This is a genomic window from Streptomyces scopuliridis, assembly GCF_042790125.1.
Lineage (GTDB): Bacteria > Actinomycetota > Actinomycetes > Streptomycetales > Streptomycetaceae > Streptomyces > Streptomyces scopuliridis_A.
Genome location: NZ_JBHTZS010000037.1, coordinates 56,609 through 73,445 on the forward strand (window position 1 = coordinate 56,609; position 16,837 = coordinate 73,445).

14 protein-coding genes and 2 pseudogenes are annotated in these 16,837 nt (G+C 69.0%); 11 read left to right on the top strand and 5 right to left on the bottom strand.

What is annotated here, in order from left to right:
- The first annotated feature begins 14 nt into the window (after window positions 1–14).
- From ACFRKB_RS34160 to ACFRKB_RS34190, 7 genes are all read left to right on the top strand, one after another.
- Window positions 15–1,031, top strand: coding sequence for a 3-oxoacyl-[acyl-carrier-protein] synthase III C-terminal domain-containing protein (locus ACFRKB_RS34160; RefSeq protein ID WP_383110499.1), 1,017 nt, complete (start codon window positions 15–17; stop codon window positions 1,029–1,031).
- A gap of 8 nt (window positions 1,032–1,039) precedes the next feature.
- On the top strand, window positions 1,040–2,500 hold the full coding sequence (locus ACFRKB_RS34165) for a cytochrome P450 (protein ID WP_383110500.1): 1,461 nt from the start codon (window positions 1,040–1,042) through the stop codon (window positions 2,498–2,500).
- 4 nt (window positions 2,501–2,504) lie between these two features.
- Window positions 2,505–3,614 carry a Rieske 2Fe-2S domain-containing protein gene (locus ACFRKB_RS34170; protein WP_383110501.1) on the top strand — a complete coding sequence of 370 codons (1,110 nt, stop codon included), beginning with the start codon at window positions 2,505–2,507 and terminating at the stop codon, window positions 3,612–3,614.
- 137 nt (window positions 3,615–3,751) lie between these two features.
- A complete protein-coding gene (locus ACFRKB_RS34175; RefSeq protein WP_383110502.1) occupies window positions 3,752–4,645 on the top strand; it encodes a 3-hydroxyacyl-CoA dehydrogenase family protein in 894 nt (297 codons plus the stop codon).
- Window positions 4,642–4,944 carry an acyl carrier protein gene (locus ACFRKB_RS34180; RefSeq protein ID WP_383110503.1) on the top strand — a complete coding sequence of 101 codons (303 nt, stop codon included), beginning with the start codon at window positions 4,642–4,644 and terminating at the stop codon, window positions 4,942–4,944. The genes ACFRKB_RS34175 and ACFRKB_RS34180 overlap by 4 nt, the downstream gene beginning before the upstream one ends.
- Window positions 4,937–6,043, top strand: coding sequence for an acyl-CoA dehydrogenase family protein (locus ACFRKB_RS34185; RefSeq protein ID WP_383110504.1), 1,107 nt, complete (start codon window positions 4,937–4,939; stop codon window positions 6,041–6,043). Before ACFRKB_RS34180 ends, ACFRKB_RS34185 begins: the two co-directional genes overlap by 8 nt.
- Window positions 6,044–6,098: 55 nt before the next feature.
- Entirely contained in the window at window positions 6,099–7,217 is a 1,119-nt protein-coding gene (locus ACFRKB_RS34190; protein WP_383110505.1) for an HAD-IIIC family phosphatase, read from the top strand.
- 96 nt (window positions 7,218–7,313) lie between these two features.
- Here the strand turns inward: ACFRKB_RS34190 and ACFRKB_RS34195 are convergent, their stop codons facing one another.
- From ACFRKB_RS34195 to ACFRKB_RS34205, 3 genes and pseudogenes are all read right to left on the bottom strand, one after another.
- Window positions 7,314–7,976, bottom strand: a complete 663-nt coding sequence (locus tag ACFRKB_RS34195; protein ID WP_383110506.1) for an O-methyltransferase — start codon at window positions 7,974–7,976, stop codon at window positions 7,314–7,316.
- A gap of 907 nt (window positions 7,977–8,883) precedes the next feature.
- Window positions 8,884–9,046 (bottom strand): annotated as a pseudogene (locus ACFRKB_RS34200) (6-pyruvoyl trahydropterin synthase family protein); the annotation flags it as partial.
- A gap of 54 nt (window positions 9,047–9,100) precedes the next feature.
- Window positions 9,101–11,797, bottom strand: coding sequence for an AAA family ATPase (locus tag ACFRKB_RS34205; protein ID WP_383110507.1), 2,697 nt, complete (start codon window positions 11,795–11,797; stop codon window positions 9,101–9,103).
- Window positions 11,798–13,097: 1,300 nt separating this feature from the next.
- Here ACFRKB_RS34205 and ACFRKB_RS34210 point away from each other — a divergent pair.
- A complete protein-coding gene (locus tag ACFRKB_RS34210; protein WP_383110508.1) occupies window positions 13,098–13,349 on the top strand; it encodes a hypothetical protein in 252 nt (83 codons plus the stop codon).
- A gap of 27 nt (window positions 13,350–13,376) precedes the next feature.
- On the opposite strand, the gene ACFRKB_RS34215 is transcribed toward ACFRKB_RS34210, so the two are convergent.
- Window positions 13,377–14,354, bottom strand: a complete 978-nt coding sequence (locus ACFRKB_RS34215) for a LamG-like jellyroll fold domain-containing protein (protein ID WP_383110509.1) — start codon at window positions 14,352–14,354, stop codon at window positions 13,377–13,379.
- A gap of 135 nt (window positions 14,355–14,489) precedes the next feature.
- Here ACFRKB_RS34215 and ACFRKB_RS34220 point away from each other — a divergent pair, with 135 nt between their 5' ends.
- Together ACFRKB_RS34220 and ACFRKB_RS34225 are read left to right on the top strand one after the other, a co-directional pair.
- Window positions 14,490–15,236 carry a S1 family peptidase gene (locus tag ACFRKB_RS34220; protein WP_383110510.1) on the top strand — a complete coding sequence of 249 codons (747 nt, stop codon included), beginning with the start codon at window positions 14,490–14,492 and terminating at the stop codon, window positions 15,234–15,236.
- 36 nt (window positions 15,237–15,272) lie between these two features.
- Window positions 15,273–15,764 carry an IS5 family transposase gene (locus tag ACFRKB_RS34225; protein WP_383110511.1) on the top strand — a complete coding sequence of 164 codons (492 nt, stop codon included), beginning with the start codon at window positions 15,273–15,275 and terminating at the stop codon, window positions 15,762–15,764.
- Here ACFRKB_RS34225 and ACFRKB_RS34230 read toward each other — a convergent pair.
- Window positions 15,710–15,949: pseudogene (locus ACFRKB_RS34230) on the bottom strand (ATP-binding protein); the annotation flags it as partial. The gene ACFRKB_RS34225 and the pseudogene ACFRKB_RS34230 sit on opposite strands and share 55 nt — an antisense overlap.
- Before the next feature lie 324 nt (window positions 15,950–16,273).
- Between ACFRKB_RS34230 and ACFRKB_RS34235 the strand changes: the two are divergent.
- Window positions 16,274–16,747 (top strand): hypothetical protein, encoded by a 474-nt coding sequence (locus ACFRKB_RS34235; RefSeq protein ID WP_383110512.1) that lies wholly within the window; start codon window positions 16,274–16,276, stop codon window positions 16,745–16,747.
- The last annotated feature ends 90 nt before the right edge of the window (window positions 16,748–16,837 follow it).

A 16,837-nucleotide genomic window follows, 5' to 3' on the forward strand; every position in this document is an offset into this window, starting at 1 on the left:
CCGAGGAGACAGCTGTGTTGTGGCAGGACATCACGATCGCCGGGACCGGAGCGTGGGTACCCCCCATCAAACCCGAACACGAGCCGCGGGGCGGGCCGGGCGCCCGGCAGCCCTCCGCCCTGGCGCTCAACGGATTCACCTCGGCCGCCGTCTCGAAGGACAACACGGCGACACAGATGGCGGCCAGGGCCGGACTCAAGGCGCTGCGCCACGCGGACGTCGCCCCCGCCGACCTGAGTCTGCTCGTGCACGCCGGCTTCCAGGACGGAGACCACTACACGCCCGCGGCCTACCTGACGCGAGTACTGGGCGGAAAGGACACCGCCTCGATCGAGGTCGGCGCTGCCAGTGACGGCGGTGCCGCCGCGCTCGTCACCGCGGCCGAACACCTCACCGCCCGGCCGGACGCGAAAGCCACGCTGGTCACGACCGGTGTCCGGTTCCCGAACGAACGGTGGGGCTATGCGCGGGAGTTGGGTTATGTGGCCGGTGACGCCGGTGCCGCCGCCGTCCTCACCCGTGGGACGGGTTGCGCCCGCCTGGTGGCAACCGCCCATGTCACGGAGCCGCAACTGGAGACGCAGACCCGGGCCAGGCAGGGGTACACCGGTGCCGCCCGGCGGTTCCCCGTCGAGGAGACCGGGTTCATGCCCCACATCGAGGTGCTGCAACGGGCCACCCACCACTGCATCGAAACCGTCCTCGACGAAGCCGCCGTGAAACCGGCGGACATCTCGCACGTGGTGCCCATCGCGATCGGTTCGGTCGTCCTCGACCTGCTGCTCAGCGGCTCGGCGCTCGGCCTGCGTTCCGACAACACCAGCTGGGCCTACGGCCGGCACCTCGGCCACGCCGGCCCGTCCGATGTCCTGCTCGCCCTCGACAGGACGTTCCGCTCCGGCACCCTGCGGGCCGGGGACCGCGTCCTCGTCGTGAGTTTCGGGGTCGGCTTCCGCTGGACCACCGCGCTGATCGAGATCACCCGCGATTCCGTCGCCGCGGCACCTGCCGGCCGATCAACCATGAATTGAGGCTGTCCATGACAGACACGAGTACGGCGACCGCGGCTTCCGTTCCGCTCGCTCCCAAGGCCCTGCCGCTGCTGGGCCACGCGCTGCCCCTGCTCCGCGATCCGCTGGCGTTCATCATGTCCCTGTCCGGGTACCGCGAGTTGGTACGCGTCCGGCTGGGCCCGAGTACCGCCGTGATGGTCTGTGACCCGGCCCTGACCCGGCAGGTGTTCCTGAACGACCGTGTCTACGACAAGGGCGGCCCGATCTACGACCGGATCCGCGAGGTCATCGGCGACGGCCTGTCCACCTGCTCGTACACCCTGCACCGGCGGCAGCGGCGGCTGTGCCAGCCGTCGTTCCACCCCACCCGGCTCGCGGGGTACGGGGCGGTGTTCGCCCGCGCGTCCGAGCTGAAGGCGGAGTCCTGGCGGGACGGCGATGTCCTCGACGTCACCCAGGAGATGATGACGCTGACGACGCGCGCCACGATGGAGACGATGTTCAGCGGCGCGCTGCCGGAAGAGACCATGCGGCGCGCCCTGGCCGACACCGCCACCATCGTGAGCGCGTTCTTCCGCCGGATGATGACGCCGGCCCTGCTGCGCCGGCTGCCGACTCGGCAGAAACGGCGGTACGACCAGGCACGGCACCGGCTTGCGGACACCATCGCGGAGATCATCGCCGAGCGGCGTGCCGATCCGACCGACCGTGCCGATCTGCTCTCCACGCTGGTCGGGGCGGTCGACGAGGAGAGCGAGGACGGCCAGAAGCAGCTGAGCGACGCCGAACTGGCGGACGAGGCGCTCACGTTCTTCCTCGGCGGGATGGAGACCACGGCCATCACCCTGGCCTGGGCGCTGCACCTGCTCGCCACGAACCCGGACATCCAGCGGCGGCTCCAGGCCGAGACCGACAGCGTCCTGGCCGGAGGGAAGCTCGATGCCGCGCACCTGCCGTCGCTCGGCCTGGCCTCCCGGGTGGTGACCGAGACGCTGCGGCTGTACCCGCCCGCCTGGATGATGACCCGCACCCTCAGGCAGGACGCCGAGCTCGGCGGCGTACAGCTCAAGAGCGGCAGCACCCTCGTGCTCAGCGCGTACCTCCTGCACCGGCGGTCCGACCTCTTCACCGAGCCCGACCGGTTCGACCCCGACCGCTGGCTCGACGTCCAGCCCGACCGGGCCTCCTACATCCCGTTCGGCGCCGGCCCCCGCAAGTGCATCGGGGACCAGTTCGCCCTCACCGAGGCCATCCTGGCCCTGACCGCCATCGTCTCCCGCTGGGAGCTGACCCCGGCCGGCGAGCAGCCGTTCAAGCCCAAGGTGGAGACCAGTCTGAGTTCGCGCGGGCTGACCCTGCGGCTCAGCGAGCGGCGGACGGGCGGCGCCGGCGGCGCCGAACTCCACGCGGCCGCGCCGCGGTCCGCACCTGCCCAGCCGTCCACGCGGGCGGGCGCCTCCGCCTGCCCGGTGCAGCACCAGGAGTGACGCCATGAAGCCTCACCTGAAACCCCTAGTGAAGCAACTGCTCCGCTCCCGGGCTGTCGGCCGGCCCGGTGCGGCCCCGGCCGACACCCTGCACGCACCCTCCCGTCCGTACCCGAACGGATGGTTCTGTCTGGCCTTCAGCGACGAGCTGAGACGCGGGTCCGTCACCACGCGTCCACTCGCGGGCACGGAGGTCGTCCTGTACCGGACGGCCCGTGGTCTGCTGCGGGCCGTCCGGCCGCGGTGCCCGCATCTGGGGGCGCATCTCGGGGTCGGCGGATCGGTCGAGGGCGAGGACATCGTCTGCCCCTTCCACCGCTTCGCGTTCGACCCGGCCGGTGCCTGCGTACGTACCGGTTACGACAAGCCGCCGCCGAAGGCGTCACTGTCGCAGTACCCGGTTCGCGAGGTCAACGGCTCGATCTACGTGTGGTGGCACGCCCTCGGGCTGCCCCCGGAGTGGGACGTCCCGGCCCTGCCCATGGATGAGCGGCAGCCGTACAGCCACGACACCTTCGACATCGCCGGTCACCCGCAGGACGTCATCGAGAACGCGTTCGACTGGGGGCATCTGCCCGCGCTGCACGGTCTCAAGGACCTGGAGATCGAGGGCGCCCCGGTGGCCGGGAAACCGGTCAGCACCGTCACCGCGACCGCCCGCGGCACCATGATGCGCGGGTCCCGCCAGTCCTACACGCTCACCGTGATCGGGCTGGGCACCATCGCGGCGAGGACGGTCCTGCCCCGCGGCGCGGGCAACCTGTACGTGATGCTCCACGCGACCGCGACCAGCGCGGGACGCATCCAGCTCCGGTTCGGTACGAAGCTGGAGCTGACCGGCATCCCCGGCGTGCCCGAGAAGATCGGGCGCGCGGCGGCGCTGCCCGCCGCCCGGCTGCTCAGTGCTGTTCTCCAGCGGGTGGCGAGCGTCGACACCGGCGCGGACCTGCTGATGTGGCACTACCAGGAGCACGTCGAGCACCCGAAGCTCGCCAAGGGCGACGGTCCGATCGGCCGGTACCGGCAGTGGGCGCAGCAGTTCTACACGGAACCCACGGGTGGTCTCGTACCTCCGCTGTCTTCCCGGACCGAAGTGAGCCGCTCGGAGGAGTGACCACCGCCGGCGGCAGCACGGGGGTGGCCGCGAGGGGTGGCGCTCAGCCCCTCCCGTGGTCGCTGCCGTCCGCGATCACCGTGTTTCGACACAGCCCGGAAGCCTCCCGGCCGGGCCGGGACCGAAAGAGGGACGACATGGCAATGGAGAGCGGTGCGCCCGGCGCCGGGCAGCGACTGGCTGTGCTCGGAGCGGGGGTGATGGGGTCGGGCATCGCCGCGCTGGCCGTCGGGCACGGGATCGCGGTGTCGCTGACGGACCTGGACCGGCGCCGGCTGGACGAGGCACCGGCGAGGATCGCCCACCAGGTGCGGATGGCGCAGCTGATGGGCGCGCTGCCGGACGGGGTGGCCCCAGGCGCTCTCGTCACCGGCCTGTCGCTCGCCGAACTGGTGACGGCCGACGACGCGGCACCGACCGCGGTGATCGAGGCGGTCACCGAGGAGGCCGACGCCAAGGCGAAGGTCATCGCGGACGTGTCCGCCCTGGTCGCGCCCGGCATCCCGATCATCTCGAACACGTCGGCGATCCCCATCGACGAGCTGGCCCGGGCGGCGGCACGGCCGGAGGATCTCATCGGTACCCACTTCATGAATCCGCCCTACCTGATCCGGACGGTCGAGGTCATCCGGGGTACGCGTACCGGCGAGGCGACCCTGGACGCGCTGCGGGCGCTGCTCGCCGCGCTGCGCCGGGAGTCGATCGTGGTCGCCGACGCGCCGGGATTCGTCACCAGCCGGATCCTGCACCCCATGATCAACGACGCGATCCGGGTGGTGGCGGCGGGTACCGCCGACGCCGAGTCGGTCGACCGGCTCATGCAGGGATGCCTCGGTCATCCGACGGGCCCGCTGCGCACCGCCGACCTCATCGGGCTGGACAACCTGGTCGACTCGCTGTGGGTGCTGCACAACCGGACCGGTGACGAAGGATGCCGCCCCTGCGACGTGCTGCTGGAGATGGTGCGGGCCGGCCACCTCGGCCGCAAGAGCGGTCGCGGCTTCTACGAGTACGAGGGAGAACAGACATGACCACGCCATCCGACCGTCCGGTGCCGGAACCCGTCGGCGACGCCGGCACGGTCCAGACGGACCTGCTGCGGTTCCTGACGAAGCACACGGGGAGGGCCTGGGAGACCGACGTGGACGTCTTCGGCAACGGTGGGCTGTCCTCGATCTTCGCCATGGAGCTGGTAGTGCATCTGGAGAGGACGTACGGCATCGCCATCCGCGGCGCCGACCTGCGGATGGACAACTTCCGCACCGTGCGGCGGATGGGCACGCTGGTCGAACGCCTCCGGCAGCCGGCCCCCGGCGGCTCCGGTGCGTGACGCCGTCGCCGCGGCGGCCGCCGCGGTCACCGAGCTGGTCGGTGACCAGGCGTCCGGCTGGGACCGGGCGGGCCGGCTGCCCGAGGACGTGGTGCGGAAACTCGGTGCGGCCGGGCAGCTCGCCGCTCAGATTCCGGCGAGGTACGGCGGGCCCGGGTGGAGCAGCACGGACAGCGGCGAGTTCACCGCCCATGTCGGCAGTCTGTGCAGCTCGCTGCGGAGTGTGATGACCTCGCAGGGCATGGCCGCGTGGACCGTCGAACGGCTCGGTGACCCGGAGCAGGCGGCGGCGCTGCTGCCGCGGCTGACCTCGGGCGACACGGCGGCCGTGGCCTTCAGCGAACCGCAAGCGGGCAGCGACCTGTCGGCCGTCGCGACCACCGTCACCGTCGCCGGCGACACCCTGTCGCTCACCGGCCGCAAGCAGTGGGTGACCGCCGCCGAGTACGCCGATCTCTTCCTCGTCGTCGCCCGGATGGGCGAGGACGGTGCCGTCGTGGTGGTGCCCCGGAACGCCCCCGGGGTCCAGGTGCGGCCGGTGGCCGACCCGCTGGGCTGCCGGGCGGCAGGGCACGCCGAGGTGCTGCTCGACGACGTGCGGTTGCCGCTCAGCAGCCTGCTGGGCGGCGGGCGGCAACCGCTGTCCCTGCTCGTGACAACGGCCCTGGCTTACGGCCGGATCTCGGTCGCGTGGGGGTGTGTCGGAATCCTCCGGGCCTGCGTGACGGCGGCCGTCGGCCACGCCCGTTCCCGCGAGCAGTTCGGCCAACCGCTGGGGCGGCACCAGCTCGTCGCCCGGCACCTGGCCGACCTGTGGACCGCCGAACAGGTCGCCACCCGGGCCTGCGAGTACGCCAGCCGCTGCTGGGACGAGAACGCCCCCGACCTGGTCACCGCCGTCGTACTGGCGAAGTACGTCAGTGCCGGGCACGCGGCCAAGGGCGCCGCCGCCGCGGTCCAGGTGCTCGCGTCGGCCGGGGCGCAGGACGGTCACCTCGTCGCGCGGGCGTACCGCGACGCCAAGCTCATGGAGATCATCGAGGGCAGCAACGAGATGTGCCAGCTGATGCTGGCCGACCACGCCCTCAGCAGGCGGTGACCTCGCTCGTGGCCGCCGAACGTCATCACCAGGACGTCATCACAAGGAGCCGAACATGAGCGACAACGCCCCGGCGGCCCCGTCCACGACCGTGAAGTGCCTGGTCTGGGACCTCGACAACACGCTCTGGCACGGCACGCTGCTGGAGGACGAGGACGTCGTCCTGTCCGAAGCGATCCGTGAGGTGATCGTCGGCCTGGACGCGCGGGGCATTCTGCAGTCGGTGTGCAGCCGCAACGACCACGAGATCGCGTGGGCACGGCTGGAGGCCCTCGGAGTCGCCGGCTACTTCCTCGTCCCGGAGATCGGCTGGGGGCCCAAGTCGGACGGGGTGCGGCGGATCGCCGAGCAGCTGAACTTCGCTCCGGGCACCATCGCGTTCATCGACGACCAGCCGGCCGAGCGGTCCGAGGTCGCCTTCCATCTCCCCGAAGTGCGCTGTTACGCGGCACAGGACGCGGTCGCACTGCTCGGCCTGCCCGAGTTCAGCCCGAGGTCGGTGACCGTGGACTCGCGGCAGCGCCGGACGATGTACCAGGCGGGCTTCCGGCGCACGGACGAGCGGGAGCGGTTCGCCGGTTCGTCCGAGGACTTCCTCCGCTCGCTGGACATGGTGATGCGCATCGGGCGGGCCACGGAGGACGAGCTGTCGCGGATCGAGGAGCTGACCCTGCGCACCAGCCAGATGAACGCGACCGGGGTGCATTACCCGGACGAGGCGCTGCGCGCGCTCCTCGCCTGCCCCGGCCACGAGGTCCTGGTCACAACACTCACCGACCGCTTCGGGCCGCACGGCGCCGTGGGTGTGGTGCTGCTTGAGAAGCACCCCAGGGCGTGGCACCTCAAGCTGCTCGCCACCTCGTGCCGTGTGGTGGCGTTCGGCGCCGGCACGATCATTCTGAACTGGCTGGTCGACCAGGCCGCCCTGGCCGGTGTCCATCTGCTGGCGGACTTCCGCGCCACCGACCGTAATCGGGTGATGGAGATCGCCTACCGGTTCGCGGGCTTCGACGAGCAGCCCTGCGACTGCCGGGACGAGGTCGCGCAGAGTTCCGGGGAGGACGTCCTGTTGCTGCACCTCACCGCTGAGCGGCGGGACGCCCCGACGACTGCCCGGCTGATCGCTCCGGACCTCACCGACCGGGCACCGGCCGGGGAGGTACGCCCGGATTGAGCGCGAGAGGTGCCCGGATCGGGCCCGGCGGCCCGGCGCCCGAACCCGGCCCGTCAGCCCGTCAGCCCGTCAGCCCGTCAGCCCGTCAGCCCGTGATCATAGGCGGCGGACCAGCGTGATGCCGTCGGCCATCGGGAGCATGCAGACGTCGACCCGCCGGTCGTCCCGGATCGTGGCATTGACCTCGCGGACACCGGCGGTATCCGCGTCGTCGGCGAGAGGGTCGATGACTCGGCCGAAGAAAAGCGTATTGTCCACCACGACCAGCCCGCCCGGCCGCACAAGCCGTAATGCCAGTTCGTAGTACCGGGGATAATTCGCTTTGTCGGCATCGATGAAAACGAGACCGAAGCTGTCGGAGCAACCGTCTTCGAGCATCTTCTCAAGAATATCGGTCGCCGCGCCGATACGAAGCTCGATCCGTTCGGAAACGCCTGCCCGCCGCCAGTAATCGGAACCGATCTCCGGCCATCGCTCAGTGATGTCACAGGTGATCAATCGCCCGTGCGGCGGGAGCGCGCGGGCCATGCACAGGGTGCTGTAACCGGTGAAGGTGCCGAGCTCCAGCACGTCGGTGACGCCCGCCGACGCGATCAGGAACGCGAGGAACTGCCCTTCCTCTGGCATGACCTGCATCGCTTCCCCACGGGGCAACTCCGCGGTCAGCTGTCGCAGATCCCGCAGAATATCGTCCTCCCTGAGGGAGAACTCCCTGACGTATTCCAGAAGCTTCGGTCCGGCTGCAAGCTGATTCGCCATATCGAGAACTCTAGATGATCCGCCACCGAAATTGAATAGCGCATTGTCGGCGCTGCCGAGAGCGCACGCCGACCCGGACCCGCGTCACGGCGATGCCCCCGCCGACGGCCGCATCGTGCTCGCAGCCGGCATCGTCACCGGCGACTACGGCACGGTCGAACCACGAAACGCCCGAACATGAACGTGCACCACTGCGTCGACGCACCACTCAAAAACCCCGCCGTGGGAGCCTGCATCATGTGCCAGCACGAAAATCGCGCGGTCATGGCAGTCGACGAGCTGGGCTCCGACGATGACCCGGACGTGCGCGAGATGTTACCGGGCCGCGTACGTGCAGCTGGACCTCAAGTACCCCCGCCCCCAAAGTCACCCAGTTCAGCGTGAACCAGTACATGCGCGAGTCGGCCCGGCATACGAAACCGCTCCCCGCCGTGCACCGCGAGGAACGCAGAGACGGTGAGGCGGGCCATGAGCGTACGACCGAGCGCCATCTTCAGAGAGATGAACGGGTACCTCAGCCGCCACCCCACCGAGGGCACAGCGATGAGGCCGCTGTTCCTCGCACTGCGTGACCACACACAGCTTCGAGGCTGTTCCCACCACGGACACTGCCCTGCGGTCAGAGCTGGGGCGGTACTCGTGGACGAGCACGAACGGGTCCTTGCCCTGCGGAGCGGCACGCGATGGTCCCTCGTAGAGGACGCCCCAAAGGCATCCGATACCTCACTGCGGCGGACCTCCAGCCGCGTGCTGAGGAGAACGCCGGCATCTACAACGCATGGACGGTTCCAGGGACAGAGGGGCCTCTTGTGATCGAGGTGTCGGACATTCAGACAGAGGCCAGCCGCAGGCTGAGGTACGGCTTCCGGCACCTCCTCCGGGCGCACTCCAGCGCCCTGCTCCGCCTGTCGCGGACGAAGCCTGCCTCGGTGAGGTCCTCGCGGCGGGCGGAGAGTTCCAACACGACGACGTAGTTGTGGCCGTGCATGCGAACGCAGGGATGCCGGTTCGGCAGCCGGGTAGAGGACGTGGCTGGCCGAGAAGTGGAACTCTTTGGTGATTGTCACCATGACGGCTCCATCTTCCACCTACTGTCAGAACCCCTCGTCGGCCGTACGCGCTGGTCACTGGCCGACTCCTTCGCCCTGGAGAACGGCGTGGTTAAGCGGGACCCGCGTGAGGAACCGGTCGCGCAGCACATCGTCGATGACCTGGTCCGCCTTGCGGGCGAGCTCGAGCCGGGCCCGCTCAAGAAGTGCGGATGCTTCCTCCCGTGCGCCCCCGGCCGCCAGCACGACGGCACAGTGGTAAAGGATCTCCTCCGTACGGAGTGCGGGCATAGCCCCGACCTCGTCCAGCATTCGAACCGCCTGGCCGGCCTGCTCCTCGGCTCCCGTGATGTCGCCTTGCCGGAGCAGGATGCGGCTACGCAGGGAGTGCGCGGCGATCTCGCTACGGATCATTCCGCTGCGTTGGGTCTCGACACAGGTGTCGACCGCCAGGCGGTCGGCCTGTTCCAGGAGGTTCCCGGCTCTGTCGGAGGCAAGAAGCAGGATCTCGGCATAAAGATTGCGGACGATGGGGACGAGGTTGGCCAGCCAGGTCCGTTCTGTCTCCGCCCACGCGTCGGCGATCAGTTCCAGGGCCTGGTCGCGTCGCGCGGACTGGTGGATGAGGAGATGCGCGAGGAGGGCCTTGTTGTAAGCGTGCCAGCCGCTGTCGCCTCCGCGGTCGGCCTCGAAGGCGAGGGCTTCGCCCAGGACCTCTTCGGCATCCTCGTAGGCGCCGAGGCCCATGTTCACCTGCGCCAGGTAGTTGAGCGCTATGGGTAGCTCGGCCTTCAATGGCTCGTCGCGCAGCCGTTGGACGCAGCGGCTCAGCCTGGCCAGAGCCTCGCTGAGGTATCCGCTGTCGTAGAGGGTGATGCCGAGCTGCATCTCTCCGAGATTGCGAGCGTGCTGGAGCACCGGGTCAATGGTGCCGCCAAGGCCCGGGGCGGACGCGTACAGGTGCTCCGCCTCCCTCAGCTGGGAGAGACCGTCGGCCAGCCGACGCTTGGAGACCTGCCGCCCGTATTCGACACGGGCCACGAAGAGCGGGACGGGATCACCGTGCTGCTCGGCCAGCTCCACGGCCGCGCGAAGCTTGTCCAGAGACGGGAGCAGACCCTGGGTGACAAGCAGGGTCTTGCCGCGAAGGAGCGTCGTACGGATGACTAACTCAGGTGTTCCGCACCGTTCCGCCGCAGCTTCCGCCGCGGCGGCCAGGCCATCGATGTCCGGACCGCCGACCGATTGACGCTGGCCCCGCCAGCGAACTTCCGTCAGTGACAGCAGCAGCTCCACCGCCTGGATGAGCCACCGGTCCCGGCTCTCCTCCTGCTCCGGCAAGTCCTGGACTGCCTTGACCACCTCTTCGCAGTGGCTCTCAGCCTCGGCGAAGGACAGTCCTTCCATGGCGGCGTCCCGGGCCAGCCCGTAGTGGACCTCGGCCGATGCCAGCAAGCACTCAGCGCCGCCGCTGCGCAGATGGCGGGCGATCTCCAGCCGGCGTTCCAGCGGTAGACCGTCCACGGGTTCGGATGTGAGCGCCGCCGCGATACGGGCATGCCGGGATCGCATCTGCTGAGGCGTCTGCCGCCCGTACACCACCCCCCACAAGGCACTGTGCTCGAAGCGATAGCAATCGGACGCCTCCCGCCGCGCCCAGCCGGGCAAGCCCGTGTGCACAATGAGCTTGTGCTGGTCAGCGATGAGGCGCAGACGCTCCATCACTTCGTCGTGCGGCGCCCCCTTGGCATCGGCGACCGTGCGGGACAGGAATGTCTCTCCTTGAGTCGCTCCGATCACGAGCAGTTCGCGATCCCGTTCGGCGAGCAGCCGAAGGCGGTCCTCCACCACACGCGACAAGCTGCCGGGCAGTTCAACGGAGAGCCCGTCGCCCGGACGCCACTCCTCAAGGCACAGCGTGAGGAAGACGGCGTGACCGGCGGTCAGTCGGCTCAGCTGTTCCGGCAGAGACGGCGGCGCCTGGGGGTGCCAGGAACGTACCAGCTCGGCGACGGCTTCTTGTGGCAGGCCCTGCATCACCCGCCGCCGCAGGAGCCCGTCCTTCGCCCAGCCATGCAGCAGGTCCTCGACCGTGGAACTCGGGCCGTCGACGTAGGCCCCGTCGGTGGTGTGGCTGAGCGCCAGGCCGAGCGGCTCGCCGGGCAGCCTTCGCAACAGCCGGTCGAGGACCAGCAGGCTGCTGGGATCGCCATGCTGGATGTCGTCGATCAGCACGACTGTGGGCGGGCCCTGCCGGACGAGATCCAGCAGGGCGTCCACGATCTGCGCGGCTACTCCTTGCTGGAAGGGCAGCAGGCTGTCGAACGGCATCGATCCAGAAGCCAAGGATGCCTCGGTGACCTCCCTGCCCAGCGTGAACAGCGCACCCAGACCGGGCACGATCGCGGACAGCACGTCCGGGGCCGAGCGGATGACTCCCTCGCGGGTGAAGCCCAGCAGGCGGCGGAAGCGGCCGGGCTGCTTGTTCTCCTGGTCCCGCGCCAGTTGCAACAACAGGTCGGAGACCGCCACGTAGTTCAGCCCTGATCCGATCGACGGCTGACACCGTACGGAAAGTACCCGGCGGGCGCCTGACAGCTCTTGAGAGTCCGCGACTTCGGCCTCGAACGCGCGCAACAGCGCTGACTTGCCCATGCCCGAAACACTGTCGATCACAACGGCCCGGCCCCCGCGCCCCGCAACCACGTCCCCCATCAGCGTGCGCAATTCGTCCATGTGCTTTACACGGTCGACAAATCCGGTCCGCACCACACCGCCCCTGTCTCACTCGTCTGTCATGGAACTTGCGTACTCGCAGCGTTACTTGTCGGCTACGGTAGATCAAGAGAGGGCTGCCTCCAGCTCCGCCAGGCGACATGAACGATCGGCGCCGTCAGCGACATCCTGTCGGCTGTCGAAATGCTGCCCTACGTCGTGAACACAGCCTCACAAAGAACAGGTCACAACCATTACGACCTCGTGCATCGAACTGACTCAGTGGCCTGCGGCACTGGTCCCGTTGTGAAGGTACCTGCAGAGGTTAACCGGGCGCACTGCGCACACCGATATGCCCGATTGGTGGACCGAGGCGCCGAGGGGAGGGGAGGGCTCTGTTCATGTTGCGGAGCAGCGTTTCGACAGCAGTTCCGGCGGCCGACTCCGACTGAGCGTAATTGGCTGGACGCGCGGGTGGCATCGGCTGCGAGGTCTCGGTCGAAGCCGCCGAGCACGGTCAGTTCGGCGGTTATCTCCGCCGACCGTTCTGCCGCCGCAGCCCCCGCGCGCAACTAGTAACTCCTGATTCCGGCAGCCCGCCCCCGCCGGGCGCAGGGGGCCCGACCCCGTCCGGCCCGCCGGCCCGCCTGCCCGCCTGCCCGCCTGCCCGCCTGCCCGCCAGGAAGTGCAGGACGGTCATCACCCCCTGCACCGCGTGGTATCGGACGCGACAGGCCCCACCTTGTACCGAGGTCCGGTACGGACACCCACTGGCGTGGGCAGCGTTCCTTCGGCGAAGAAGCGGGACGGACGGTCAAAGCTCGCCGGATTCCGGCGGTCGCCACACAGTCCTGCACGCGGGGGCGTACGTCATGTCCGGCAGGGTGACCGCTGCTGTCGTATGCCTCTGGCCACGTTCCTGAGACGCCCGGGGACTGCAGGGACGGAGGGCGGAAAGTCGGATACCCCACGGGCTCGTGACGGCCTTGTGGGGCAGTCGAGGCCGGCCCGGGTCGCGCGGCGGTGGGAACCGCCTCCGGCCAGAAGACCGGAGGCGGTTCGCGGTAGGCGGTCGGAGACTGCGGGGTGGATCAGGCCGGGCAGCAGCGGAAGGTCACCGGCGGCGACCGTTGCTGAAGCGGTAGCGGGTCAGCTGAGCGGTACCCAGTAGCAGCCGTAGCCGCCTTTGGCGCCGTCTCTGTGCGCTTCCACCACGTAAGACTATCCCTTCGCGACGGGGGCGCAGAATGTGTTGCCCGGCACCTCGTTGCCGTAGCTTGCCGAGGCTTTGATGTAGAGGTTTCCCACAGTTACGCGGATGTAAGATTCCGGATTGGTTTTCGACCAGATGTAGCCAATGATGAAGCCTCAGTTTTCGTCGTTCCGGTCCAGGGACAGCACCCCGGGCAAGGTGACCGCCGACCACGCGGAGATCGACGACCTGGAGATCCCGGACGGCGTCCGGCCCCACAAGCTGGGTACCCCGACGAAGCTCGCCGAACAAGAGGTGCTTGAGCGCTGGCGCAGAGGTGAGGGCACGGACAACATCAAGGTCCCGCGCCGGCATGGGACGGGGGCGGAACACCGCACGCGCACGGCCGGCACTTGATCCGGCGGCCCGACGAGGGCCATGCCGTTACCAGAGACTGCTGAACGCGAGCCGGACACGTTCCTCGTTGTTGGCCACGTCGAGAGCGCCGCCGCGTACCCGGGCTGCCTCACCGGCAGTCAGCGCGCGGCCGAACACGCGGACATCGTCCAGACCACCCTCGAACAACTGCGTCACACCAGCCGGCTGGTCCGGGAAGTCGGGACGCGCCCCTACATGGACGGTAAAGGCGCCGGACGGGGTGATGTCACCTGCGGGTGCGGACGCGATGGAGTCCGCGCTGCCGCCCACCGATAGACGCAGTTGCCCGTCCTGGCGCGTGAACACCACGTGGTGCCAGGCACCTTCGCCGTACGAGAAGGGGGTCCGTACCTCGGCGTAGTCCGTGCCCGTGTCGATCGCCGCCCGGACGAAGCCGTTGCCCGGCTCCGCCCGGAGCCAGAACTGCCGTTCGGCTGCTCCCATGCCGTACCCCCACAGGATCGGCAGTGAGCCGGTGGGGGCCGAGTACCTGAACCAGGCGGTGACGGTGAAGTCCGACGCGCCGAGCCGCAGGGACGGCGCGCAGTTCACGAGCCGCAGGTAGTCGTCACGGCCGTCGAAGTCCAGCGCTTTGCCGGAGCCCCTGGTGCCGAGTCGGGCGTCGCCGTGGACGACGGCGTGGTTGCTGTTGCCGCTGGTGTCGCTGGTGCGTGGGAGGCGCAGTTCGGTCTGGGCGGCGTCCAGTTCGGGGTCGGCGAACGCGGTGAAGGCGACCGTGCCGTGCGGGGTGGTCGTGGCCGTCTCGTAGACCAAGCCGATGGTGCCCGTCGGCGACAACGTGAGGTCGGAGTACCCGGCCCGGCCCGGGACCGCCAGGGTACCGACCGTCTGCCAGGTTCGGCCTTCGTCGTAGGAGGAGCGGACGGCCAGCTCCCGGCGGTCCTCCAGGACGGAAGCGCCCGGACGAGCCGGGGCTGAGAGCAGGATCCGGTCCCGGCCGGCTCCCTCGTCGGTGGCGCTCAACCGGAGCAGCGAGCCGAAGACCGGCGGCGCCGCCGATTGGCGTCTTTCGGACTGACGCTTCCCTCCCCGCAGGCCGACAATGACAGGCGCATGACATGCCATGGCCGTCCATACAGGGGAAAACGGGGAGACAGCATGAGGCCGGACTCTACTTCGTACCGCACCGAAGAACCGTTCCGCAGAGCCGTCCGCACCGCCGTATCGGCCGTCGCAGCACTGACCCTGCTGCTCGGCTGGTTCGCCGCCACCGGTTCGACGGCGTACGCCCAGGAGACCGGCGTCCCGGCCACCGCTCCAACGACCGCGGCAGTCGAGGTACGCGGCGGCGACGTCCTCTACAGCAACATCGGAACCCGCTGCACCGTAGGCTTCAACGCCCGTGGCGGCAGCACCACTTACGGAATCGTGTCCGGCCGCTGCGCGCAGGGCGCCACCACGTGGTACGCCGACTCCGCCCTGAACGTAGTCGTCGGTACCAGCGACGCATTCCCGGCGAGGCCCGAGCTCATCCGCTACACGAGCACGTCGGTGGCCTTCCCCGGTGAGGTCCGTCTCGGCGCAAACGGCCCGATGCTGGACATCACCGGCGCCGCGCGTCCGTATGTCGGTCAGTCCATCTGCCACACCAACGGAGGAAGCGGAGTCCACTGCGGCACGGTCACGGCCGTGAACGTCACGATCAATTTTCCCGAGGGCATCATGACCGGAGTGATCAAGTCGAACACCTGCTCCGAGGCCGGGGCCGCAGGCAGTCCCGCGTTCTCCGGAAGCACCGCACTGGGCATCATCCTCGACGTGAACCAAAGTTGCTCGGCGGGCGGCAGCACCTTCTACCAGTCGATCGTTGACGTTCTGTCGAAGTACGGTCTGTCCCTCTACTAGGCACTGTTTCTCGGATCGCCGCACTGGGGCGGGTTGTTGGGTCGGGCTGTCTTCACGGGCGGTGGCGATCTGACGACCACGGAATGGGCTCGGCTGGAGTCGTTCTCACCTCCCGGTGGTGCGCGCGGAGGGCGGTGGAGCGATCACCGTCGGGTGATCAACGGGGTTCTGTACCGGGTGCGGACCGGTGTGCAGTGGCGGGATCCGCCGGAGCGGTTCGGGCCGTGGGAGACGGTCTGCAAACGGCATCGTCACTGGTCCGCTGATGGAATCTGGACGATGCTGCTGTCTCGAATCCAGGCGGCCGAGAACGTCGCGGGAGGGATCAACTGGGATATGTCGGTGGACTCGACAGCGGTGCGAGCCCACCAGCACGCCGCCGGCGCGAGGAAGGCGCTCCCGGCCGCGGTTCTGAGCCGGGGGCCGACGGCACGGTTTCCAGCCCCGGCCCGCGGCTGGTGGGACATGCGTGTTCAGCCGGTCTTGGCGGGTTCCTCGGCTCGGGCCCGGGTGGAGCCGAGGCGGTAGGAGTCGGTGCCGGTCTCGATGATCGTGCCGTTGAAGGTCAGGCGGTCGACGATGGCCGCGCAGAGCCGGGGATCGGTGAAGGTCTTCGTCCACCCGCCGAACGACGCGTTGGAGGCGATGGCGACGCTGTTCTTCTCCTCGCGCTCGGTCAGCACCTGGAACAGCAACTCGCCGCCCTGCGGATCGCTGAAGAACGCCGCGTCGAGGACGTCTGGCTCCCGTGGGAAGCCGGCTGCCAGAGCTTCGGCACCTGGTGCGGCCTTCCCCACCACCTGCTGCTCGCCGCCGGAGGGTCCATCACCACGGAGTACGTCAAAGGCTCTGACCATCCCCAGCGGCACGACCTCTTGGCGCATCTCGGGAACATCTCCCAGGTCACAGACGAGGAGGTCGCCCATACACTGAGCCAGCGGCGCCGCTACTACAGCGAGATCCTCGACGAGCTGAGCGGGGAGTGAGACGGCGTGGAGATCACCATGCAGTGGGTGCTGAGCGGGGAGTGAGACGGCGTGGAGATCACCGTGCAGTGGGTACGGACATCGTGGACCAAGAGGTCTCGGGGAGGTGAGAGTGCCGCGCGCAGGAATGCCGCCCCGATCGGGCTCTCTCTTCCCCATGCATCGAGGTCACTGGCGCACGTGGTGCGCATGCGCAAGGAGGACGGTTTTCAGCCCCATGACACTCTTGAGGACCTGGGCAAGGTCGATGTCCAACTCCATGAAGCCGAAGGACGCCTGCGCGTCTTCCCGCGAGTGCGGCCGTTGTGTGCCCTGCCGCCGCGGAGACGACGTCCGCCGGCCGTGCGACTTGTTCCCGGGCAGTGGGTCCGTTGGCAGCTGAACTACCGCTTCAGCAGCGCCTTGGGGATCCGGGACTGGTCCTACTGGCTGGACACCTTCAATATCGCCTACGGACCGGTGACCACTGACCTGTTCTGTGGAACGCCTGACTTCTTCATCGACGAGCAGGGCCCCGTCCGCTAGGGCGTGTCTGATAATGATCACGTTGCGGCGGCTTTCTCTGTGGAATCGGCTGACTGTCTGTGGGAGGGTCCTGCATGTGATCAGTCAGGA